A 23047-nucleotide genomic window follows, 5' to 3' on the forward strand; every position below is an offset into this window, starting at 1 on the left:
TCAGCCGCAAAAATCGCGGCTGAACGGTTTTGGTTGAATTTGTACGGGATGCGAAGCGCCCTGCTTTATTCCGCCGGAAGGACGACGGTCGCTTTGTCTTTCTCCAGGCTCGATTGCGCCGCTTTGAGGTCGCCCGGGTTGAATTTCACGCCGGAAACGACTTTCGTCAGCGAGTCAAGCATGTTCGTCACTGCGCTGGCCGGAAGGTAGCTGATGAACTGCGACGTCAGCACCGTGCTGCCGTCTACGGCTGCCTGTACCTCGTTCATCGCCGGATCGGCGTAGGTTACCGATACGTCCGTGAAGGAAGTCAGCGCGCCGTCGCCTGCCATGAACGGACTGATGATGTCCGAAGTCGTGATGAGGTTGACGAGGTCTTTCGATTCCTGCATGAGCTCCGTCTTGGCATTCACGCCGAGCGCTTCGTTGCTGCCGAGGGTCATCGCCACCTTGCCGTCGTCGCTTGCGAGCGGGAAGAAGCCGATATCGAACTTGTCGAAGCCGCCTTTGGTAATGTTGTCGACGTTCGCGCCTGGCATCCACGGACCTTGGACGATCATCGCCGCTTCGCCGGAAGCGAACATTTGACCCGATTGCGGCCAGTCGATGCTGATCGCGTTCTTGTTGAAGTAGCCTTTTTCTTTCATTTGCTCGAAGTTCGTGTATACCTTCTGGATCGTTGCATCGTCGGCGATTTTGACCTTGCCGTCATAGACGTCTTTGCCGAGCGTCGGGTTGTCGATCGTGTACGAGTTCAGCCAGTTCGTGAAGAACATCTGCGCCGTCCATTGATCCTTGAAGCCGAGCGTGATCGGCGTTTTGCCGGATGCTTTGATCTTGTCGGCGGCATCGAACAGCTCTTGTGCCGTTTTCGGCGGCGTAATGCTGAGGTCGGAGAAGATTTTCTTGTTGTACCATACGCCTCCGCCGATCGAGAGTCCCATCGGCACGCCGTACGTTTTGCCGCCGCTGTGCGTTTGCATGTCTTTCTTGGCGCCGTCGGTCAGACGGTTTACCCACGGCTCGCCGGAGAGATCCGCCAGGTTGCCCGATGCCGCGATATCGGCGCCTTGGTAGAAAATAACGTCCGGCGCGGAGCCCGAAGCGAACTGCGCCTTCAATTTATCGAAATACGTCGCGCCGAGTACGACATCCCATTGGATCTTCGCCTTCGGGTACAGCTTCGCGTACGCTTCTTCGACGTCCTTCTTGAACTGCACCATATAAGGACGCTCATCAAGGAACCATGCGCCGACGCGGATCGTGAATTCCTTGTCGTTCGCCGCCGGCGCGTTCGTCGCACCGTCGTTCGTCGCTGCTCCGTCGTTCGTTGCCGCTCCATCGTTCGTGCCGGCATTTGCCGCGCCATTGTTAGCCGCTCCGTTGTTCGTGCCAGCCGAATTGCCCCCATCGTTGTTGTTCGAGCCGCAGGCCGACATAACCGTTGTCAGCAGCAGCACGCTCGCGAGCGCCGACCATCCTTTAAGCTTCATTGTCACAACACCCTCTTTTCGTCTCTTGTACCTTGCTCCCTAAGTGTAGCGCTTTCATAATTGCAAAAGGATAGCTGCATTTTACTGTTTCTATGTTGGATTTGCTTCCCACAATGGTTAACTAGTAATTCCTGGTCGGGGTAAGAGACCGGACAGCGCGTCTATTCATTCTCGCTTTAAGGCCATGATATCACAGCGCCGGAGGCTGTTGTCCATGGGAATTGGCGTTCTTTCGACATCAAATGCAAGGTCTTGAATACGAAAACGACCCCGTTGCGGCAAATGCGCCCAGAGCCGTCTATCAAGCAGGAGATCATTGAACCATCCGCATGCCGCGTTCCTATGAGAAGGGATGCAGCATGCCGTCCGTATTCACGAGGGTGAGTACGAGAATTAACGCCATGAACACGAGCGCCGGCGCCGTTTTGCCGGCCGGATCCTTGACTCTGACATGCGCGAGGCATGCCCCCAGCATCGTCACTCCTAGCCAAATGCCGGCCCACCCGATGGCTCCTTCATACCAATATCCGATGATCAACGAGGCGGCTCCGATTAATTGAACGAGGCCCGTGATCGTTCGCAGCCGCTGCGGCAGTCCGAGATTGGTGAAAATATCCGTCCAGTATTTGGCCCCCGCGATCTTGGCGCCGCCCGAGAAGAGATAGTAAGCGGTCAGTAAGCTTTGAAGAACAAGTGAAAGTACGTGCATTTGGAATGCCTCCCTTAGGTTGTCGGGACAGCCGTTATGCCTGCTTCCGCAGCGGCCGATTTCCCTTGATACTAAGGTTGTCGGATGCCGGCAAGGAAACGTGACCGGCTTGGCGAATTCTTTTTTTCGAAGGGAACCATGCTGCAGTCCGGTTGATTTCGTGAATTTCCGTCACATCGGAAGCGTTTCGTCCGACAGATAAGTAGAAGAGGAATCGTAGGAGGAATGGCATATGCACGAACACGATTATTTGGCGGACGCATTCGAGGCGCATCGGAGTCACCTGCAGAAGGTCGCCTACCGCATGCTCGGATCGCAGAGCGAAGCGGATGACGCCGTGCAGGAGTCTTGGATCCGGCTGAGCCGCACGGATACCGACGCGGTCGAGAATATGGGCGGATGGCTCACGACGATCGTCTCCAGGGTGTGCCTGGATATGCTGCGTTCCCGCAAATCGCGGCGGGAAGAGCTTTCGCTTGCGAGCGTTCCCGAGCCCGTCACCGGCCCCCAGGACGGCAGCGATCCCGAGCATGAGGCGCTGCTGGCCGACGCCGTCGGGCTTGCGATGCTGATGGTTCTCGGCAATTTGAATCCCGCCGAACGGATCGCGTTCGTGCTGCACGATATCTTCGCCTTGTCTTTCGCGGAGATCGCTCCGATCGTCGGACGTAACGAGGCTGCCGCCAGACAGCTGGCAAGCCGCGCGCGGCGCCGCGTGCAGGGAGCGAAGACGACCGCGGAATCCGAGGCATTCAAACGGAAACGCGAGCTTGTCGATGCCTTCCTGGCCGCTTCGCGCGCAGGGGATTTCGAGAAGCTGCTGGCGGTACTGGACCCCGATGTCGTGCTCCGCCAGGATCCTGCATTTCCGCCTGTTGCCGCTTGGCCGCTCGTGCAGGGCGCGCATGACGTGGCTCGCGGTTTCCTCGGGCGCGCCCAAGGCGCTCGGGCGCTGCTCGTGAACGGAGCCGTCGGCGCTATCGTCGCTAGCCGCGGACGCACGCTCTTCGTGCTCGAGATCAAGATCGCGGACGGCAAGATCGTCGAAATCGAAATGATTGCGGATCAAGCGCGCGTGCGCGAGCTCGATCTGGCCGAATTAAGCCACGGCTAGTCTCGAGCGGACGGCAAACGCACTGAAAAAGCGGCGGCCATGGACGAGATCACGATCGTCCTTAGCCGCCGCTTTGGCGTGAGACCAGGCCGCATTATTTTCTGGCCACGATCATGAAGCGTGCGGAATTCGTCCTTATTCCTTTGGCCGATTGATTGACTTCCACGAAATCGCGAAGGATAGCGAAGTCTTGATCCGATTGCCCGAAGTTTGGAATAATAGGCGCGTGCTTCAACAGGAAGAGCAAATCCTCGTACGTGCGGAAATACTCCGCTGCGTCATATTCATAGGATTGCATGTCGGCAAAGCCCGCTTCCGCCAGCTCGTGAAGATACTTCTCCTTCAGCGTCCCGCTGCGAATTACAGAGCGCTGTCCTCTACCAAACGCTTGCGTGAGGTTATATTTATCGGCTTCGCTTACCTGCTGCGTGAGGAAGACCCCACTCGGCGCCAATACCTTCGCAACCTCATGCGCGCAGAACTCGCTGTGCCGGCAGGATACCACGTCGAAGAAGTTAGGCGGGAACGTGATATGCTCGGCTTCCATTTGGACGAAACGGACATTGGTTGCCTTGGCGTCCGCCAAGTTCTTGGCAGCGGTATGGATCATGCCTTCGGATTGATCGATCCCGACAAGGAGCTGCGCGGCATCCGCGATCGCGAGCAGCGCTTCCCCTCCGCCCGTTCCGATATCAAGCAGGAAATCGGTCTTCTTGCATCGTTTGGCCACCTCGTCGAAAAAGTCCCATTTCGCCCCTTCGGAGGCTGCTTTCACCTGACTAAAGTTCCAACCGTTCAGCTTCCCGACTTGATCGTAAAAAGCTTTGTATTCCGAACCGTTCATACGTACATCCTCCGTCTATTTATAAAATGAGATTAAAAAAGCCAAGTACAGGCATGCATGACAATCACGCAATACGAGTGTCCTTGGCTTGAAAATCGTTATCCGCCCGGGCACCGTTCAAAGTTTTGTTTCCCGTGACCAAAGGGCAGAGCTCTCCCCTGGCAGCTGGTACGCGTTTTGCCCAGCCCGGAAACTAATTACTTCGAACGACTCGGATTGACAACCGTTTCACCTCATTTTGGAAGATGGATCCATTATATATCATCGGTTCGTCCGCTTCCATGGCCGATCCACGGGTCACCATCCGGCAGGAGGGAAAGCTCCGTGGCGTTACCTGCAAGCGTCGAACGATTCGCCGGCTTCATTTCTCTTTGTGTACTAGATAGCCCAACAAGATATACAGCATGCCCATTCCGCCAATCATGCCTTCCAACCCGTCGCCCAATGCACCGATCGATAGAACGAAGGCAGCCAGAAGACCGATGCCGACGAACCAACAGAAGCCCATGTATACGACTTTCCCAAGCCGCGTGTTTATTCCCAGCGAACCCGTGCCGGTCAGTACGCCGATAACGAGAAGGCCGGCAAGCGCGACCAGCGTGCGTCGATCCGCTGCCGACGTATCCGCCTCGGATTGAAGGGCTTTCCCTACCGAAGTGCCAAGCAGATAGAGAAAGCCGCTTCCTAACGCGGCAAGGATGGTTAAGCTCCCTAAGACAATGCCGACGGCTCTTGAATAAACATTCTTCCCCACGCGCTCACCTGCCTGCTCACTTCTCCGGCTCGGCGTCCGGCGGGTCGATGATATGCAGGCTCTCCAGACCCTCCAGCGTGATGTTCCGCGCCGTCGACCCGCTGCCGTCTATATTGGTGGCGAACTCCCAGACGTTCTTCTTCGTCTCCACGTACCCGACGTACCAGCCGAGTCCCATATCGGACAGCCTCGTTCCCGTCTTGCCGTGAATCGTGTAATCGTCCTGGTCGTTGTCGATCATGATCCGCTTGACCGTCTTCATATTCTGCTCGCTGAATGGCAGCGTTTCTTTCACGAGCTTCTCTATGAAGGCGATCTGCTCCTGAGCAGAGATTTCGAGACTGCTGTTCAGCCAAAAGGTATCGATGCCGCCGGATATATCGCGATTCCCGTAACCGATACGGTCGAGATCCCGCTGCATCTTCTCGCTGCCGATGTCCCTCGCCATCGCCTGGTAGTACCAAATCGCCGAGGCCCGCATCGCGGAGGCCAGGGAATGATCCCGATTCCATACGTCGAATTGCCGAACGACGCCGTCCCAGCGTTTGACCTCATACTCGTCGGCAACCGCCTTTTCCTCCAGTCCGATCAATGCATTGGCTACTTTGAAGGAAGATTCCGGCGTGTACCTCTCCATGCTTCGTTTGGGGTTATAGACGTATTGTTCGCCGGTCTTCGCATTCTTGATGATCATCGTGCCTGGGATTCCTTTGAACAGCGCTTCTGCTTTCCATACATGCGTACGAGGCGCTCCGGCTTGCGCCTGCAGCGGAGTCATTCCGCTTGCGAGGAGGACGATGCCGATTAGCAGCAGCGCTCGCTGTCCTATTTTCCATAAAGTTGCAGCTATTGGTTGTATCATAGGGATAGCTCCTTCCGGGTAATCAATTTAATGGCGTGCGGTCGGGACAAAGCGATTCCGTCCTCCTTTCCTTGTTGATGTTTCCCAGTATAATCCGGCTTGTCCGCAACCTGCAGGCGCTTTTTCGCGTCCTGTACCCATACAGACCGAGAGAGGTGACACTAATGATGAATCGATATGAGGAAATCGTGCTGCATTTCAAACTGGACATGGAGCAGGGCAAACTGCGCAGAGGAGACCGCATGCCGTCCATCCGGTCTTCGACGCTGGCGTTCCGTTGCAGTACCAATACGATTATTAAAGCGTATCAGCAGCTCGAACAGGAGCATCTGATTTATTCCGTGCCGCGGAGCGGCTACTTCGTCGTTGATCCGCAGAAATCCCGCAAGGGAGACAGGGGCGAAGAGGTCATCGACTTCTTCTCCGCGGGGCCCGACCGGGCGGCCATGCCTTATCGGGAGTTCCAGCACGCCATGAATCAGGCGATCGAGCGATACCGGGAGGATCTATTCGGCTATTCGGAGACGCAGGGCATGCATTCCCTGCGCGTTCAACTGGCGCGGCAGTTGAGGGATGTTCAGGTGTTCACCGTCCCGGAGAACGTCTTTGTCGCGACAGGCTCCCAGCAGGCGCTGCATCTGCTGATCACCCTTCCTTTTCCCAACGGCCGAAGCAAGCTGGTCGTGGAGCAGCCCACCCATCCTTCCATGCTGGAATCGTTAAGGCAGCAGGGGGCGTGCGTCGAAGGGATCGAGATTACGCGGGACGGTTTGAATATGGAGCATCTGGAGCGCTTGTTTCGGACCGGGGAGATCAAGCTGTTCTATACGGTGTCCAGATTCCACAATCCGACCGGGTACAGCTACACCAACGAGGAGAAGAAACGAATCGTGGCGTTGGCCCGGCAGTACGATGTCTACATTATCGAAGATGATTATTTGGGCGATCTCGACCATGCCGGCAAGCAGGATCCGATGTTTGCCTACGATCCGTCCGGGAGAGTCATCTATACGAAGAGCTTCTCGAAAGTCATGCTGCCGGGACTGCGGCTGGGGCTCGCCGTGCTCCCTCCCGCGCTGCATGAATCGTTTCTTCGCGCCAAATTCGCCGCCGACGTGCATACGCCGGTGTTAATGCAGGGCGCGCTGGAAATCTATCTCGAGAACGGGATGTTCGGCGCCCATCTGCAACAGATGCAGGCCATCTATCGCAGCAAGGCAGAGAGGCTGAAGGACGCCTGCGGACGGTATCTGCCCGCAGGGACCGCCTATACCGAGCCGCGGTCCGGCTTCTATGCGTTCTTGGAGCTGCCTTCCCCGCTGACGGGCGTGCAGCTGAGCAAGCATATGGAGGCGAAAGGCGTGCTCCTGCACGAAGCTTCAGGCATGTACCTGCCGGATTTTCGCAGGAACACGGTGATCCGGCTCAGCATCTCGCAGGTCCCGGAGGAGCAGATCGACAGGGGGATCAGGCTGATCGCCGAAGGGATCCAGGAGCTGCAGGCAGCCGGTCGGAGGAGCGTGCAGTTCATTTGATCGGGGCTGGCGGGAAGGAGTTTGGACGTTGTTGTAGGACTGTATGGAAACAGCTCCCACAAGCTTCAACACGCTCTAGATAGCTCTAGCAAGCTCTAACAAACGCTAATAGCTCTGACAAGCTTTAGATAGAAAAAGCCGCGCAGCTGCGCGGCTTTTTCCGATGGTGAGGTTTTGGCCCAGGCCAATCACTGCAGCAACCCCGCGGACTTCAACCAATCCTCCGCCACGTCGCGCGCCTGGCGTCCGTTCAGATCCACCTCGGCATTCAACTCGGACATGGTCTTCTCGTCGAGTTTGCCCGCAAGCGCATTAAGCGTCTGCTCCAGCTCCGGGTGAGCCTTCAACGTATCCATGCGAATGATCGGAACGGCGTAGTAGGGAGGAAAATACCGCTTGTCGTCCTTCAGGACCTTCAGCTTAAACGCCGGGATGCGTCCGTCCGTGGAGAACGCGTCGTTCACGTCGACCTTGCCGTCTCTGACGGCTGCATAGGTGATCCCCGGATCCAGCCCCTTCGTCTCCTTGAACTTCATTGCGTAGGCTGCCTGCAGGCCTTTATATCCGTCGGGCCTTTCCAGAAATTCATGCGTCGCACCGAGAACCAAGTTCGGAGCCTGCCGCGACAGTTCCGAGAATGTCGTGATGCCGAGCTTCTCCGCCTGGGCGCTGCTCATCGCGAGCGTATACGTATTATTGAAGCCGAGCGGCTTCAGCCACGTCACCTTGAATTGCGCCTCGTAGGCTTTCTTCACTTTCCGGTAGGTGATCTCCGGATCGCCGCCGACCGGCTGTTCCTTCAGCACCGCCGTCAACCCGGTTCCGGTGTATTCCGGATACAGGTCGATGTTGCCTCCGACGAGCGCGCTGTGCGTAACCTCCGAGCCGCCGAGATAGGTTTTGCGAACGACCTTCAGATCGGTCTTCTCTTCGATCAGCGAAGCCATCATATGGACCAGAATATCCTGTTCCGTGAAGTTCTTGCCGCCCACGATTACGGTGTTGGCGCCGCCGGACTGCCCCATGCGCGTTATCAGACCTGCCGCCAGCGCCGCGATCAGCAGCACGCCAAGCGCGATTTCCACGCCTCGCATCAGCTTCGGCTTCCGCGATTGGGTCCGCAGCCCGCGAGGCGTGATCGCCCTCTCCATCCGTCCGATCAAGTAATCGAACAACAAGGCCATCAGCGCCGCCGGAATCGTGCCGGCCAAGATCAGATCCGTATTGACGGTGGATATGCCCCGGAATATCAAATCCCCGAGGCCTCCCGCTCCGATGAGCGAAGCGAGCGTGGCGACTCCGATGATCATGACCGTGGCCGTGCGGATGCCCGCCATGATGACGTTCAGCGCCAGCGGAAGCTCCACCTTCCACATGACCTGCATGCTCGTCATGCCCATGCCGATGCCGGCTTCCTTGATCGGCTTCTCGACGTTCATGATGCCCGTATACGTGTTCCGCAGGATCGGCAGAAGCGCATAGACCGTCAAAGCCACGATGGCCGGGGCGAAGCCGATTCCGAGTATGGGAATCATGAAGCCGAGCAAAGCCAGGCTGGGAATGGTCTGGAATAAAGAGGCGATTCCGATGACGGGCGAAGCCAGCCTAGGAAACCGCGTCAGCAGCAGGCCGAGCGGGATCGAGATGACGATCGCGATGGCAAGCGCGATGAGCGAGATTTGGATATGTTCCAACGTGGCACGAAGGATGTCTTCTTTTCGGTTTACAAACACGTCCCAGAGATTCATGGCTGCCTCCGCATCAGAGCTGTTTCAATAACGCGTCAATTAAGCTTGAATTCGTAACCAGACCCGCCAACTGTCCGCCTTGCTTAATGACGGGCAGGTTGTGTACCCCATGTTCCTTCATGATCTCCACCGCTTCGGCGACGCCTGTTCCGACCGTTACGGACGGTATATCGGTTCTCATGATATCCTGCAGCGTGAGATCCTCCTGTCGAAACTGCGCTTCGAGCATGTCTTTCGTGACGAAGCCTTTCAAAATCCGATTCTTGTCGATGACAAGCAGCCCGTTCACGCGGTGCTGCCTCATCAACATCGCTCCGTAAGCCAACCCCCTTGTCAGGTGGACGGTTACGGGACTTTGCAGCATGACGTCCTCGACGACCAGCTTCTCGGAATGGTTCAAGCGTTCTTCGCCGATAAAGGTCCGCACGAAATCGTTCTTCGGCCGCCGGATGATATGCTCCGGCGTATCCGCTTGGACAATTTCTCCGCCCTGCATGAGGACGATGCGGTCGGCGATTTTCAACGCCTCGTCCATGTCGTGGGACACGAAGACGATCGTCTTCCTCACTTCCTCCTGCAGGCGGATCAGTTCATCCTGCAGCTGCTCCCGGCTGATGGGATCGAGCGCGCTGAACGGCTCGTCCATCAAGATGATGGACGGCTCCGCCGCCATCGCGCGGATGACGCCGATCCGCTGCTGCTGGCCGCCGCTAAGCTCCGCCGGATACCGATTCTTGTACTGGGTCGGATCGAGCCCGACCATATCCATCAGCTCGTCGGTTCTTCGCTCGTAGACGGCCTTGTCCATCTTCTTCAATCTCGGCACGATCTCCACGTTGTCCTTGATCTTCATATGCGGGAAGAGGCCGATATGCTGGATGACATACCCGATATTTCGCCGAAGCTCGATCGGATTGATCTTCGAGATGTCCTGCCCGTCGACCAAGATCGTGCCGGAGGTCGGCTCGACCAGACGGTTGATCATCTTCATGGTGGTCGTCTTGCCGCAGCCGCTCGGGCCGATCAGCGTGACCAGCTCGCCCGCCTTGATTTCGAGATTGATTCCTTTCAGCGCCGGAGCGCCGTCCTTGTAGGTTTTCACGACGTTGTTGAACTGGATCAAGGGAGACACCTCTGTTTCCGATTTCTACGCGCATTGGTAAACTTTGATCGTATTATGTCCAAAAGCCGCTTCATCATGTGCGAGAGTTGGGAATGCGGCTACTATTATCCACTTGGGCCACCAATGCCGAGTGCCGCTCCGCTTAGCTGACCACTCGTCCCCCTAATTTGTGCCTTTTGTGCAACTTTTCAGGCCTCGCAGGCCTCCGTGACCCCTAATTTATGCCTTTTGTGCAACTTTTCAAGCCTAACGGGCCTCCGCAACCCCTAATTTATGCCTTTTGTGCAACTTTTCAGGCCTCGCGGGCCTCCGTGACCCCTAATTTATGCTTTTTGTGCAACTTTTCGAGCCCAACGGGCCTCCGTGACCCCTAATTTATGCCTTTCATGCAACTTTCCAGGCACAACAAACCTCCGCGACCCCCAGCCGTTTGCCCCGCGCGGAATGACCAGCCTGCAATAAATCCGAAATTATTTTGCAGCAGCGAAAAACCCTGACATAAGGCTGTCAGGGTCAAAGGTATACACTTATCTATGTAAGCAAGAGAACACAGCGGAATACAAAAAAGTTCAGCAAGCACGGCGTAACACGGCAAACCCCAAATTCGAGGAGGCTATTCTAATGACGACGACAAACCAAGCCCATCAAGCCAACCAAGCAGCGCAATCCAGCCAAACACCCCTTTCCGGTTCCGAGATCCGCCCCTTCCGCATTCAAATCGCCCAAGCGGAATTGGACGATCTGAAGCAGCGCTTGGCGAATACGCGATGGCTCAACGGCGCACAAGGCTCGGACTGGAAATACGGCGTAGCCAAGGCATATCTGAAGGATCTCGTCGGCTATTGGCACGACAGCTACGACTGGCGCAAGTTCGAGGCGCGCTTGAACGAATATCCGCAATACGTCACGAACATCGACGGGGCCGACATTCATTTCATGCACGTTACCTCCCCCGAGCCGAATGCCGTACCGCTCATCCTGACGCATGGATTCCCGAGCTCGATCGCCGAGTTCCTCGACGTCATCGGTCCGCTAACCAACCCGCGCGCCTACGGCGGAGACCCGGCCGATGCCTTCCATCTCGTCATTCCGTCCGTACCCGGCTACGGATTCTCGGGCTCGAGCCTGGAGGAAGGCTGGAACATCACCCGCATTGCGCAAGCTTGGAATGAACTCATGGGCCGCCTGGGGTATGACGCGTATGGCTCGCACGGCAGCGATCTCGGCGCGCTCGTCTCCAGAGAACTGGGCTTGATCAAGCCGCAGGGACTGCTCGCGATTCACGTGCTTCAGCTCTTCTCCTTCCCTTCCGGCGATCCGGCGGAGATGGCGAACCTAACCGAGGAAGACGGCAAAAGGCTGCAGTTCCTCGCGAACTTCCATGAGCGCGCCGGCTTCAACGCCATTCAATCGACTCGGCCGCAGACGTTGTCTTACGGTCTCGCGGACTCGCCGGTCGGCCAACTGGCTTGGATCGCCGAACTGTTTAACGGTTTCGGAGACCATATCGACTTCATCGATCGCGATTCGCTGCTTACGAATACGATGATTTATTGGCTCACGAATACAATGGAATCGGCCGCGCGCCTGTACTACGAGAACGCGCATCTGCCAAGCCCTTCTGCCCGGGAAGTGAATGCCTCGCCAACCGGAATCGCCGTATTCGGCAACGATTTCAAGTCGATCGGCCTCTTTGCCAGACGGGACAACTCGAATATCGTTCAATGGTCGGAGTTCGAGCGCGGCACGCATTTTGCAGCCTACGACGAGCCTCGGCTTCTGGCCTCCGAGCTTCAAAGCTTCTTCCGCCGCTTCCGATAGTCGTTACCGCTCGCTGTACAGGCCGCTTCGCCGGCCTTTTTTCCATATCGGCCTCTCGAAAACCGTTCTGCTTCTAAAGGGCATTCCCATCCAAGCGTAGAATCTTGGTAGTAGTGATCCGGGCGAATCGGCATGCGCCCGACCGTTACACCAAGGAGGATTCCATCTTGAAATTGGACCGTTTGTTGGCGATTACGATGACCTTGCTTAATCAACCTCGCGTGAGCGCAACGGCTTTGGCCGAGCGTTTCGAAGTGTCTCTGCGAACGATCTACCGGGATATGGACGCCATCAACCAATCGGGCATCCCGATCGTGTCCTATCCCGGTGCGGATGGGGGCTATGAAATCATGTCCAGCTACCGAATCGACAAGCAAGTGCTGACGCTCGACGACTTCGCGTCGATCTATACGGCCCTTCGCGGTATTCGAACCGCGACGGACAGCGAGGAGGATCATGAGCTGCTCGACAAAATCGGGGCGATGATTCCGGGCATGGCTGGGTCCGCTCCGACCGAAAGATCCAAGATCGATCTCGACTTCAAGCCGACGCCGAACGATAAGGAAAAATTCGCCCCTTTGCATGAGGCTATCAAAAACCTGCAGTTGGTGCAGTTTGCCTACTTGAACAATAACGGTCAAGAATCCGAACGCACGGTAGAACCGATGGGGCTCTATTTGAAAGGGTATGTCTGGTACTTCTACGGCTACTGCCTGCTGCGGTCCGAGCTGCGCAACTTCCGGTTATCCCGCATCCTCCGCCTTCAGGTGCTGCCGGAGACATTCGTCCGGCGAAATTACTCGCTTCAGGACATCGAGAAGCAGTTCATGAGCCGGGCGGACTTTTCCAAAGTGAAGGTGCTGCTGCATTTTCATCCCTCCGCGAGGACGCGCGTACTGGATGAATTCGGTTTCGACCAGATTCATGACAACGAGGATGGAACATTGACGGTCCATGCCAACTATTCTTCTACGGCCCGCGCCACCCAGACGGTGCTTAGCTATGGCAGTCAGGTAACGGCAGCCGAACCGCCGGAATTCATCGAGGAGTTGAAGAAACACATACGTGCCATGGCCGCGAAATACGGTGTCTAGGAAGCCCTCCGCACCGCTTTACTTCACCTAAATTTGGTATATCCCCTTCATTCCGGGACATACTCCTCATATCAATGATGATGCAGAGGATGAACCGCAATGAACCAGCAGATTCAGAAGCTCCGGGATCAATTTTCGGAAAATGATGATTTCTTCATGCTTCAAGATTCGTTCCTTGGCACGCCGGTCGTCCTCTTGGGGCTGAAATCTCTAATCGATGTCGTGCCTATGAAGCTCAGCTTGCAAACGTATCATGCCGCCGCCATAGAATCCCATATCACGCTCGATGCATTCAAAAAAGTCCTCGGGGAAGCCGACGAGGCAGTCGGCGCCCATGAGATCTATGGCAGCATTCTCAACGGAAAGCTATTCATTTATTTCGAGGCCGACGATTCCTTCGTCATCATGGACCCTATCCCAAGGGCGCTTAACCGATCCATAGAAACGCCGATTAACGAGAATGTCATGCAAGGCTCCCAGTCCGCGTTCACCGAGGATATCGCAACCAACGTCGGCTTGGTACGCAAGCAGCTTCAGTCCGACCATTTGCGGGTGCATACGCATACCATCGGAACGGAGGAAGCCAAGGATGTCGCGCTCGTCTATTACGAAGGCCGTGCCGATATGGACTTTATTCGAAGAATAGAACGCCAATTCGCGCAAAACAAGAACAAAACCATCGAGAATCTGCAGCAGTTCTCGAAAGAAATCCTCGGCTTCCCTACTTGGAGCATGGTCTCGAAATTCAACCAAACGGAGCTGCCGCAAGAAGCCGCCCATTCGCTGCGCAAAGGACGCGTGCTGCTGTTCGTCGACCGGCTTCCGCTCGCGTTAGTCACTCCCGGCATGCTGTGGGATGCCTTTTGCCTGGACAGCGACCGGAATTTCCCGCTTCCGTTGATGCTGTTCTTACGTACCGTTCGCGTCCTCGGCGCGCTGGCAACTTTGATCCTGCCGGGACTATATGTCGCCCTTGTTTCGGTCAATCCCGAGGTTCTGCGGATCGAAATGGCGTTATCCATCGCCCAGACCCGCGCGGGAGTCCCGTATCCCGCCATCATCGAGATCATCTTCATGTTCGTCGTGATCGAGCTGACGATCGAGGCCAGCTTCAGGCTGCCCAAGACGATCGGTCCGACGATCACCATGGTCGGCGGCATCATTCTGGGACAAGCCGCCGTGCAAGCGAAGCTGGTGAGCAATCTGCTCATCATTATTTTGGCGGCCACCACAATCGCGAACTCGACCATCATCGGCCTGCAGCAGTCGCTAGCGCTTCGGATCTCGAAATACGTGGTCGTCGTCTTGGCTTCCATGTTCGGCGTGCTTGGCATCTTGGAAGGAATGCTGCTCATCTGCGGTTATTTGGGAAGCTTGACAGCCTACGGCATTCCTTTCGTCGGCTTCCCGAACGCGAAGAGCGAGGCCAACCGTGGATAAATCATGGCAGGTCGCGCTGATGTATTTCATCGTCCATCTCGGTCTGATCTTCTTCATGTACCCGGGGGATATAATCGCCAGCACGCAGGACGGTCATTGGATTCCCATCGTCTTGGGCTTTGCCCTGCACCTTGCCGCGCTCTCCCTCTATCTCAAGGGGCTCTTCAACTGGGGAAACAACGACATTATCGCCCTGTATATGAAAGCCGGCAAAGGCTATGCGGTTCTGTTCCTGCTGCCGCTCGCCGTATATTTCTTCATGGCCTGCATCACCGTCGTTCGATGCTCCGCGGAGATCATGACGATCGTCATGCTGTCGAGCACGCCGCTGTGGGCCGTCATGCTGACGTTCCTGTTGATTCCGACCTACTTCGCGCTGAAAGGCATCACCTCCATCTTCCGTACCGGCGTGCTCATCGGGATGATGAACGTGCCCATCATCTTGTTCTTCTTCTCGTTTTCCTTCCAGAATATAGACTGGCGGTACGTTTTCCCGATGATCGGCAAAGCATCTTTCTTGACCGAGCCGAGCTACCTGGAGAGCTTCTTCGTGTTCGCGGGAGGATTTCTGTTTCTTGGCTTTATCCAGCCCCATGTCGCCTTTCGGAAGCGTTACGTCATCCTGGCCGCCATCGCGCTGCTGCCCTTCTTTATTTTCTCGGTGTACATCCCGCTGCTGACGTTCGGGCAGTCGACGGCTTCTACGTTCAACTTTCCGTTCATCGTCTCGCTCGACACGATCTCGATCACGTGGCTGATGTTCGAACGCATCACGGTTTTCCTGCTCCTCAGCCTGATTTCGTTCCTGATGCTCTTCTTGTCCCTGTCGTTGTGGTCGACGATGCGCATCGTGCATGCCGGCATCCCCGCCCTCAAGCCGCGCTACTTGCTAGTGTCGATACCGGTGCTCGTGTATGTCGTCTGCTTGGCGATTCCGAGCTGGACGGATATCGTGAAGTTGTTTTGGTGGAATACCTACTTAAGGTTCTACATCATGGCGGCCATACCGCTCTCGACTTATTTCTTGGCAAGCCGCAGCAAGAAAAGGATGGTACGCTCATGAAGCATACGTGGATGCGCGCAGTCGGTATCGCAATCGCGGTTGGAATAGCGGCTTTGCTAGGGGGATGTTGGGATAATCGGGACATCGATCATCGCTCCTTGCCCGTCGTGATGGGCGTGTCCTTGTCCAAAGACAAGTACGAGGTCGTGTTGCAGATCCCCGAGACCAGCTCGAAGGGAGTCAACCTCCGAATCTTGAAGCAGAAGGGCAGAACCATCAACCAAGCCGTGGATAAAATCAGCGAGCGCATGGAGAGCAGCGTCGATCTGCTGCATTTGAAAGTCATCCTGGTCGAGAAGGGATACGCCCAACAAGGCCTCACGGACAGTATCGCCAGCTTTATGCGGTCCCGCGATATTTCGCCGAAGACGATCGTCGCCATATGCGACGAGAAACTGGATCCTTTTTTCGACTATGTCAAAAAGTCCATGACGCCCCGGGGGACGACGCTCTACGACTGCTTCGAGAAGAACGCGGGATGGAATCCCCAAATGTCCTTGACGCGCATCTGGGAAGTGTACCGAAGCATCCATTCCTACACGCGCGACGTCGCGATTCCCATCATCAAATCCGGGCGCAACGGAACGATTGATTACCTGGGCTCCGCCATCATTAAGAACGGCAGGATGGTGGACCAAATCACGCCGGAGGAAACGCTGCTCTTCAATTCGTTCAACGGCCATAGCGCGCAGGGGAAAATCGAAGTCATGGACAAAGCCAGCGTGATGATCCTGCGGAGCTCCATGCGCCACCGCAGCAAAATCGTTCAGGGCACGCCGTATCTCTATGTTCAGATTACGGTGAAGGTATCGATCGTGGAAACGAAAGGGTCCGTAACCTCGCAATCGATCAACCAAGAATTGGAGAAGATTCTCATGAAGCGGTTCAGCGGCATGCTGCGCAAATCGCAGACGCGAGAAGCCGACATCCTTGGACTCGGACAATATTTCCGCAACAAGATCCCGAGAACGCAATTGCGCGTCTGGCGGGAATCGTATCTTCCGAAGCTCCGGATGGACTTTCGAATCAAATCGATTATTCAGAACGACGGCTATACGAAGCTTTCGTAGATAAGCAAGGACGTTGAGCAGCCCGCGTTCAGAATGTCGAGCACATCAAAATTCGCGAAACTCGATTGACCGATTCAGATCGCCGATGCGAGGCATTGTATGCCTGCTTGCGAATTCACCCTCAACCTAAGCACCCTGCAGCTAACGCTTGCCAGGAGGCTTATTGTGCGATTTTGTCGTGCAATCAGCCTCTATACGCCAAATAAGGTCTGTCAGAAGCGTTAGGTTTTTTTTAGCCGTGTTTTTGGGGAATTAGCACCGCTGACAACCTTTAGGCATTAGGAGTTTGCCCATGCTTACGTTGAACGATCGGCTGCCTCCGCCTCTTGCCGATGTATCCGCCACTGTTAATATGTAACGTTAAATTGAACCAGAAACGAAGAGAGAAACCTGCGGTTAAAAACCGGCAGCAGCCTACGATTCCTCCTGCGCCCCTTGCCCGCCCCGGACTTGCGCCCGATAAGCGCTCGGCGACTGGCCGACCTTCTTCTTGAACATGAAGCTGAAATGCGCCGTATCCTTGAAGCCGACGGCATACGCGACCTCGTAGGATTTCATGTCCTCGCGCAGCAGCTTGTTCTTGGCCGCTTCGATTCGGAAGTCCCACAGCAGGTCGGTGAAATTCGTGCCCGTCTCTTTCTTGATCAACCGGCTGAGATAGGAATAGTTGACGTTCAGCTTCTGGGCAACCGACTGCAGCGTCAACTCCTCCATGTACTGCTCCCGGATGAGCTGACGGACGCCGGATATCACCTTGAGCGGCGAATCCGCCAGCTCCGCGCGCATCAGCTCCTGATAGGCTAGCAGCTGCTTCTCCAGCTCCTTCATGATGTCCGTGAGCAGCACGGCGCGGATCAGCTTCCCGCGAATATCGACGGACATGCCGTGCGAAGGCTTAAGGCCGAAGTCCGCCAGCGCCGCTTCCGCCTTCTCGATCAGCTGTAGCGCGTAATGCTGCATGTCCTTCTTGCTCGCGCCGACGGAGAGCATGCTGCGGTACGAGTCCTTGAGCAGCGCGCGAATCTCCTCGGCGTCGCCGCCGCGCAGCGCGTCCGCGATCCGGCCGAGCGAAGCGCCCGTCTCCTGCTCCTTCTCGGTCAAGAACGACTCCATCGCATCGAAGGCAATGACGGAATTCTTGCCGAGCAGCATCCGGTATTCCATGCATTTCTTCACCTGGCGCAAGGCCTCCGGCAGCTGGCAGTAGGTCTGGAACGACTGGCTGATGCCGACGGACAGCGACATTCCGCGCGTCGTGTCGCCGCCCGCGGCGATCTCGTTGGCGAACGCCATCAGCCGATCCCGCTCGCCCTGCTCTCCCGTAAGCGGCAGGCACACGTAGATGCCGCTTGCCGAGGAGGACGTCCAGCCTTTCAATCCCGCGGTGCCGGCCGCTTGCGCCAGCTGTCCGCGCAAATGCGCCGCCGCGAACGGAAAATGCTCGCCTTCGTCGTCGCGCGGCGCGTCCAGCTCGGCGTACAGCAGCAGGAATCCGCTATCCGGAAGCCCGTTCTCCGCCAGCCAGTGCCGCTTGTAATCATCGCCATACTCTCCCGCCAGCAGCTCGAAGAACCGATTATGCTCCTGCCAGTCCGCGAGCAGCGGCTCCTGGGAACGCAGCGAGGCCACCGTGCGGATCAGCTCCTCCGGCAGGAAGGGCTTGGTCACGAAATCCGCCACGCCGAGCTTGATCGCCTTGCGCGCATAATCGAATTCGTGATAAGCCGTCAGGAAAACGATCGGAATCGCCGGGTACCGCACGCGCAGTTCCTCGGCAAAAGTAATGCCGTCCATGACCGGCATGCGAATATCCGTAATGACGACATCGGGCAGCGGCCCGGATGCCGGCAGCTGCTCCAGCGCTTCCTGCCCGTTGGACGCCGTCCAGGCAACCTCGCAGCCGATTTCCTTCCAGCCGGCCATGGAGGCCAGAAACGTTACGATCTCGCGTTCATCGTCTACAATCATGATGCGCATGCGGTCAGCTCCCCTCGTTGTCTTGCAGCATCTGTATGGGCATGACGACCCGGAGCAGCGTCGTCCCCTCTTGGCGAAGCAGGCTCGCGCCGTAGGTATTGCCGTAGTGCAGCCGCAGTCTTGCATTGACGTTCTCCAGACCGGAACCAAGCCCCCTGGAGCGCCGCAGGGCGAGATTCCCGTTCTCCCCGTCGGCTTCTTCGTCCGACGAGCTGTTCTCGATTTCGATGACTAGCTCGTATTGCACTTCCTTGACGGTAATGGCGATCGTCCCGCCCTCCGGGAGACGGTCGATGCCGTGCACGACCGCATTCTCCACGACCGGCTGAAGTAGCAGCTTCGGAATGGCGATCTTGTGATACATATCGGGCAGGTCGATCGAATAGGACAAGCGGTCGCCGTAGCGAAAGCGATGAATCTCCAGATACTTGCGGACGAACTCCATCTCCGTGCCGAGCTCGACGAAGGCATTGCCCGGCGTAATCGAGAACCTGAAGATTCCGGACAAATGATGAATCATTTGCGGAATATGCTTGGCCTTCTCCGGCGAGTGCGACATAATGCTGATGTACTCCATCGTGTTATAGAGAAAATGCGGGTTGATGTACATCCGAATCGCCTTCAGCTCCGCCTCGCGGACGAGCAGTTCGTTCTTGTAGTTGGTCTCGATGAGATGGCTCGTCCGCTCGACGAGACTGTTGAAGCCGTTGCACAGCATGGCGATTTCGTCATTGGTCGTAATGCCGGTAATCGGCTGGTACTCTTCCCGCTCCGCCGCGCGCATGAGGCGGGTCAGCCGCTGAATCGGAATCGTGATCCGGCGGAGAATCACGTAGGTGACGATCGTGATGGCCACCCATGCCGCCAGCGTCACCCCGACGGTGAACAAGGCCTGCTGCTTCACAAGGCCGCCGGTACCCGGGCTCGCCAGCAGGACGTACCGGAACTCCGAGTAGCGGGATTTTTGCCGGATGACGATCTCCTTCACGGAGTCCCGGATATCGAGCAGATGCCCGATCTTGCCGACGTCGGAGGCGCTCATGATCTGATTGTCGGAATTGGTAATATAGAACATGTTCGGCTTAAACGCGGCAAACATGGATTGCAGCGACGCGGTGTCCAGCGTGACGATTAGACGCCCGGTCTCGGAATCCTGCGAAGGCCGCTGGCCCTCTTCGAATATCTTCACCACGCACGCGATGCGCCGGTCGTCGTTGAAGAACGCCCATTCCGGCATCCTGTCGAACTCCAATGGCATTTCCCGGAACGCGTCCGGATAAAGCAAGCGCTTTCGAGAGTCGGTACTATAGACCAGGCCATCCTCGTCCAGCAGATAGATCCCGCTGACGAACGGGCCGATCTTCAGCTTGGCGGTCGCGAGCTCGGACTGGAGCATGACGTTGACGGAGGCGTTCAAGCCCTCGTCCTTGCGCCCCTGGTTCGAAGCGCGGAGCAGGGACTGCAGGAACATGTTTTCGCTGATCGGCGTCATCTGGCTCTTCACCGCGTAGAGCACCTCGTCGAACTTGTCGGCGGTGCCGGACAGCCGCTGCTGCGCCTCTTCGGCGGCTTTCTTCTCGATGACGAGACTGGATCGGATATAGAAGGTCGAGCTCACGATGATGAGCGGAATTAACGTCAGGAGGGAGTAGATGATGAGCATCTTGTAAAACAAACGGGAGCGAATGGGATCCAGCACGTTTGCGGTCAGCCATGTCATAGGGAAGGTCTCCTATTCGGTTAGTAGGGCGCTTCGTCTTGGAGAGGAGGTTGTGATTTCATTATGCTATAAAGTGAGGGATATTCAAGCGAAATTTGTAGAAAGCTGTCTGTTAATTATATAAAAGCTTCCAGTAGGCAGCGAGTTTCGGCGCGCCACGAGCCGGCTTACAGGAAGACATGCGAAAGAAGAGGCATCCGATCGGAATCGGACGCCTCTTCGGCATGCAGAGAAATCTCTTTAAAGAGAGAAACTCTTTTCGATAGGGAACCTTCTTTAGGGTGGGGAACCTTCCTTAAGGTGAGGAACCCTTTTTAAGAGGCAGATAAGCCGCTGCATGGTTAGGGAATTCGGCCAAAGACGGAAGCTGTCTATCGTTGGGCGTGGATTCGGGCAATCGACGCACCCTAACGGTTGTCAGCGATGCTAATCCTTCAAAATCACGGCTAAATCAATGCTAACGGTTGTGACGGACGTTATTGAGCGTTTAGACGCTGATTTGCATAGGAATATCGCATAATAAGTCTCCTGACAACCGTTAGCGATGGGAAATGTGCTATTTGAGCCGATTAAGCTTCCGTACAATCGTTAGGCGCACGGCGTTCTGGTTTATGGCCGCATGCGTGCCCCTACAGCTTGGATCGGCAATAAGCGGCCAACGGCGTTCCGCGATTTTTGGTACTGTCGGCATTTCAAAAGCTTCTATTCCTTAACGCGAGGCATCCGATCAGGATTGAAATGCCTTCTACTCTTCTGCTCTTCTGCTCTTCTGCTCTTCTGCTCTTCTGCTCTTCTATTCTCTCTATTTTCTTTCTACTCCTACTCCTATGCCTATTCCTATCCCTTCCTCCCATTCCTACCCTATTCCTTCCCCTATTCTTTCCCCTATTTCCCCCTATTCTTCCCCCTTTTTTTTCCTTTCTTTTGCCCTACGTTCTTCCCTGCTTTTTCCCAATCCTTCTCCTTCTATCTCCACCGCCGTGCCTGCAGCCATTAACGATTCGGCACTGTCGCTGCATGGCGGGTGATCGGAATCGGCAGACTTAAGTTCCCGCGGAACCGACAGCGTATAAGCCACGAAATTCAAGAATAACCCGAGCCATAGGATATACAGATTGGCTTCCGGTCTGGCAACGTTCACATCCCCTGTTCATAGGCAGGATGTCGTCCACTGCCGTTCGATACATTACGCATTCGATGCCTCGGGACGATAGATGACCAGTTGTCCTTCGATGCTCTGAGGCTGGCGAAGTAGATTGAAAATCGGACAGACCCGTTCGATCGCTTCATGCAGCGCCTGCAGCGTTTCCTCGGCCTCATCGGACTCGACCACCAGCTTATAGCGCAGGTTATGGGGATAGACGGGGATCTCCTCGTAGCCGGGACGGCCGGCAAGCGGATGCATTTCCCCCTCCACCTCCACTTCAATGGCATGAAGCGAGACCTGGAGCTCGGCAGCTTGGATCAGCGCGATATGCGTCAAACAGCTGCCGAGCACGCCGAGCTGAAGCTCCGGGGACGAAGGACCGAGGTCGTAGCCGGCGAAATCCGGCGGGCTGTCGCTGATGACCTGAAATTCCCGAATGCGGATTTCCCGGATGCCGCTGCGTCCCGCCACTCTAGCCTCGGCTCGCAGCTTTGCGCTCGCCTGTTCGGGATGCGATTCCGCTTTCTCCCGGCGGGCAAACAACGCGATTCGTTTTTGCCGCAGATACTCATTTAAAGCGCCCATGGCTTTCTTCCACCTTTCTTCGAGGCCAATAGGCCGATTCTATCGATTCGCGGATTCCAGTTTTATTACTTACAATTCCCATGTGAAAAGTATGTTATTAACAATATAGATGATACGCCGGGTGATGTATAATAGAAAAAACCGATATGGATATTCAAGATTCCGATGCACAAGCCGGTACGGGATGTGGAAAACGCTGTCCAATATGTTCGCCGGGACCGGCAGAATAGAGGATTCACAATGGAGGCCGTTATTAGGAACTGCACGATGGAGGACATTGGGGACGTGGTCCAGTTGCTTGGCGAATTGGGTTATCCGACAAGCAAAGGGGAGATGGCAGCACGCTTCGGCTTCATCGCGTCCGATGCTGGCTATTGCACCTTGATCGCCGGAGTGAACGACCAAGCAGTCCGTTTAATCGGCTTGCACAAGACGTACATGTACGAGAAGTCAGGCATCCATGTGCGTATCATTGCCCTAGTCGTGCGCGGCGAATGTAGAGGACAAGGCATTGGAAGAATGTTGATCGCAGCGGCAGAGAACTGGGCCAAGCAGCAAGGTGCCGGCTCCATGTCGCTCAATAGCGGCAATCGATCCGAGCGGGAGGCCGCTCATCTCTTCTCCCAGCGGCTCGGCTTTACGGCCAGGAGCACCGGCTATACTAAAATCATTTCCTAGCCCATCGCAAGCTGCGCTACGCACATCAGCAACGCAAAAACAGCCCGACTCGATGAGTCAGGCTGTCAGGCTGCCGAAAAGCCGCTTGCTTTGATGCTTCTAAAATAAGAATTGGCTGCTTGGGCAGTGAAACCGCTAAACTCTAACCTGTTAGTTACTTGGGCCGAAAAGCTGCACCACGGCAGCTTTTCAAACCTCACACGGGCAAACTGCGCCAAAAAGCTGCAGAATCGCAGCTTTCCTCCCTTTCTTTCGCTAACCCAGACCGAA

The 23047-nt window shown here is 56.1% G+C and carries 18 protein-coding genes; 8 read left to right on the plus strand and 10 right to left on the minus strand.

Annotated elements, in window-relative coordinates; genetic code table 11:
- Positions 1-65 precede the first annotated feature (65 nt).
- The gene (locus GT003_RS14660) at positions 66-1493 is read right to left on the minus strand and encodes an ABC transporter substrate-binding protein (RefSeq protein WP_161698950.1); all 1428 of its coding nucleotides are present in this window, start codon (positions 1491-1493) and stop codon (positions 66-68) included.
- A 340-nt stretch (positions 1494-1833) separates the two neighbouring features.
- A complete protein-coding gene (locus tag GT003_RS14665) occupies positions 1834-2202 on the minus strand; it encodes a DoxX family protein (RefSeq protein ID WP_161698952.1) in 369 nt (122 codons plus the stop codon).
- Between the two features lie 232 nt (positions 2203-2434).
- Between GT003_RS14665 and GT003_RS14670 the strand changes: the two genes are divergently transcribed.
- On the plus strand, positions 2435-3316 hold the full coding sequence (locus GT003_RS14670) for a sigma-70 family RNA polymerase sigma factor (RefSeq protein ID WP_161698954.1): 882 nt from the start codon (positions 2435-2437) through the stop codon (positions 3314-3316).
- Positions 3317-3410: 94 nt separating this feature from the next.
- On the opposite strand, the gene GT003_RS14675 is transcribed toward GT003_RS14670, so the two are convergent.
- The 3 genes from GT003_RS14675 to blaOXA form a co-directional block, all read right to left on the minus strand.
- Entirely contained in the window at positions 3411-4160 is a 750-nt protein-coding gene (locus tag GT003_RS14675) for a class I SAM-dependent methyltransferase (RefSeq protein ID WP_161698956.1), read from the minus strand.
- Positions 4161-4521: 361 nt separating this feature from the next.
- Complete coding sequence (locus GT003_RS14680; protein WP_161698958.1) at positions 4522-4914, minus strand: hypothetical protein; 393 nt, start codon at positions 4912-4914, stop codon at positions 4522-4524.
- 16 nt (positions 4915-4930) lie between these two features.
- A complete protein-coding gene (gene blaOXA, locus GT003_RS14685) occupies positions 4931-5776 on the minus strand; it encodes a class D beta-lactamase (RefSeq protein WP_239565769.1) in 846 nt (281 codons plus the stop codon).
- A 164-nt stretch (positions 5777-5940) separates the two neighbouring features.
- On the opposite strand from blaOXA, the gene GT003_RS14690 reads away from it, so the two are divergent.
- Positions 5941-7311, plus strand: coding sequence for an aminotransferase-like domain-containing protein (locus tag GT003_RS14690; protein ID WP_161698960.1), 1371 nt, complete (start codon positions 5941-5943; stop codon positions 7309-7311).
- A 188-nt stretch (positions 7312-7499) separates the two neighbouring features.
- Here the strand turns inward: GT003_RS14690 and GT003_RS32855 are convergent, their stop codons facing one another.
- Positions 7500-9059, minus strand: coding sequence for a glycine betaine ABC transporter substrate-binding protein (locus GT003_RS32855; RefSeq protein ID WP_161698962.1), 1560 nt, complete (start codon positions 9057-9059; stop codon positions 7500-7502).
- 13 nt (positions 9060-9072) lie between these two features.
- Positions 9073-10182 carry a betaine/proline/choline family ABC transporter ATP-binding protein gene (locus GT003_RS14700; RefSeq protein ID WP_161698964.1) on the minus strand — a complete coding sequence of 370 codons (1110 nt, stop codon included), beginning with the start codon at positions 10180-10182 and terminating at the stop codon, positions 9073-9075.
- A 621-nt stretch (positions 10183-10803) separates the two neighbouring features.
- On the opposite strand from GT003_RS14700, the gene GT003_RS14705 reads away from it, so the two are divergent.
- The 5 genes from GT003_RS14705 to GT003_RS14725 all read left to right on the plus strand — a co-directional run bounded on the left by GT003_RS14705 (position 10804) and on the right by GT003_RS14725 (position 16670).
- Positions 10804-12003 (plus strand): epoxide hydrolase family protein, encoded by a 1200-nt coding sequence (locus GT003_RS14705; RefSeq protein ID WP_161698966.1) that lies wholly within the window; start codon positions 10804-10806, stop codon positions 12001-12003.
- A gap of 167 nt (positions 12004-12170) precedes the next feature.
- Positions 12171-13097, plus strand: coding sequence for a helix-turn-helix transcriptional regulator (locus GT003_RS14710; RefSeq protein ID WP_161698968.1), 927 nt, complete (start codon positions 12171-12173; stop codon positions 13095-13097).
- Positions 13098-13196: 99 nt separating this feature from the next.
- Positions 13197-14537 carry a spore germination protein gene (locus tag GT003_RS14715; RefSeq protein WP_161698970.1) on the plus strand — a complete coding sequence of 447 codons (1341 nt, stop codon included), beginning with the start codon at positions 13197-13199 and terminating at the stop codon, positions 14535-14537.
- The gene (locus GT003_RS14720) at positions 14530-15600 is read left to right on the plus strand and encodes a GerAB/ArcD/ProY family transporter (protein ID WP_338045895.1); all 1071 of its coding nucleotides are present in this window, start codon (positions 14530-14532) and stop codon (positions 15598-15600) included. Before GT003_RS14715 ends, GT003_RS14720 begins: the two co-directional genes overlap by 8 nt.
- Complete coding sequence (locus GT003_RS14725) at positions 15597-16670, plus strand: Ger(x)C family spore germination protein (protein WP_161698972.1); 1074 nt, start codon at positions 15597-15599, stop codon at positions 16668-16670. Before GT003_RS14720 ends, GT003_RS14725 begins: the two co-directional genes overlap by 4 nt.
- Positions 16671-17084: 414 nt before the next feature.
- On the opposite strand, the gene GT003_RS14730 is transcribed toward GT003_RS14725, so the two are convergent.
- From GT003_RS14730 to GT003_RS14740, 3 genes are all read right to left on the minus strand, one after another.
- Complete coding sequence (locus tag GT003_RS14730) at positions 17085-18647, minus strand: response regulator transcription factor (protein WP_161698974.1); 1563 nt, start codon at positions 18645-18647, stop codon at positions 17085-17087.
- Between the two features lie 4 nt (positions 18648-18651).
- Complete coding sequence (locus GT003_RS14735) at positions 18652-20367, minus strand: cache domain-containing sensor histidine kinase (protein WP_161698975.1); 1716 nt, start codon at positions 20365-20367, stop codon at positions 18652-18654.
- Positions 20368-21553: 1186 nt separating this feature from the next.
- Positions 21554-22099, minus strand: a complete 546-nt coding sequence (locus GT003_RS14740) for an OsmC family protein (RefSeq protein ID WP_161698976.1) — start codon at positions 22097-22099, stop codon at positions 21554-21556.
- A 285-nt stretch (positions 22100-22384) separates the two neighbouring features.
- Here GT003_RS14740 and GT003_RS14745 point away from each other — a divergent pair, with 285 nt between their 5' ends.
- Positions 22385-22777 carry a GNAT family N-acetyltransferase gene (locus tag GT003_RS14745; protein ID WP_161698978.1) on the plus strand — a complete coding sequence of 131 codons (393 nt, stop codon included), beginning with the start codon at positions 22385-22387 and terminating at the stop codon, positions 22775-22777.
- The last annotated feature ends 270 nt before the right edge of the window (positions 22778-23047 follow it).

This window comes from Paenibacillus sacheonensis, assembly GCF_009909195.1.
GTDB classification, from domain to species: Bacteria; Bacillota; Bacilli; order Paenibacillales; family Paenibacillaceae; genus Paenibacillus_Z; species Paenibacillus_Z sacheonensis.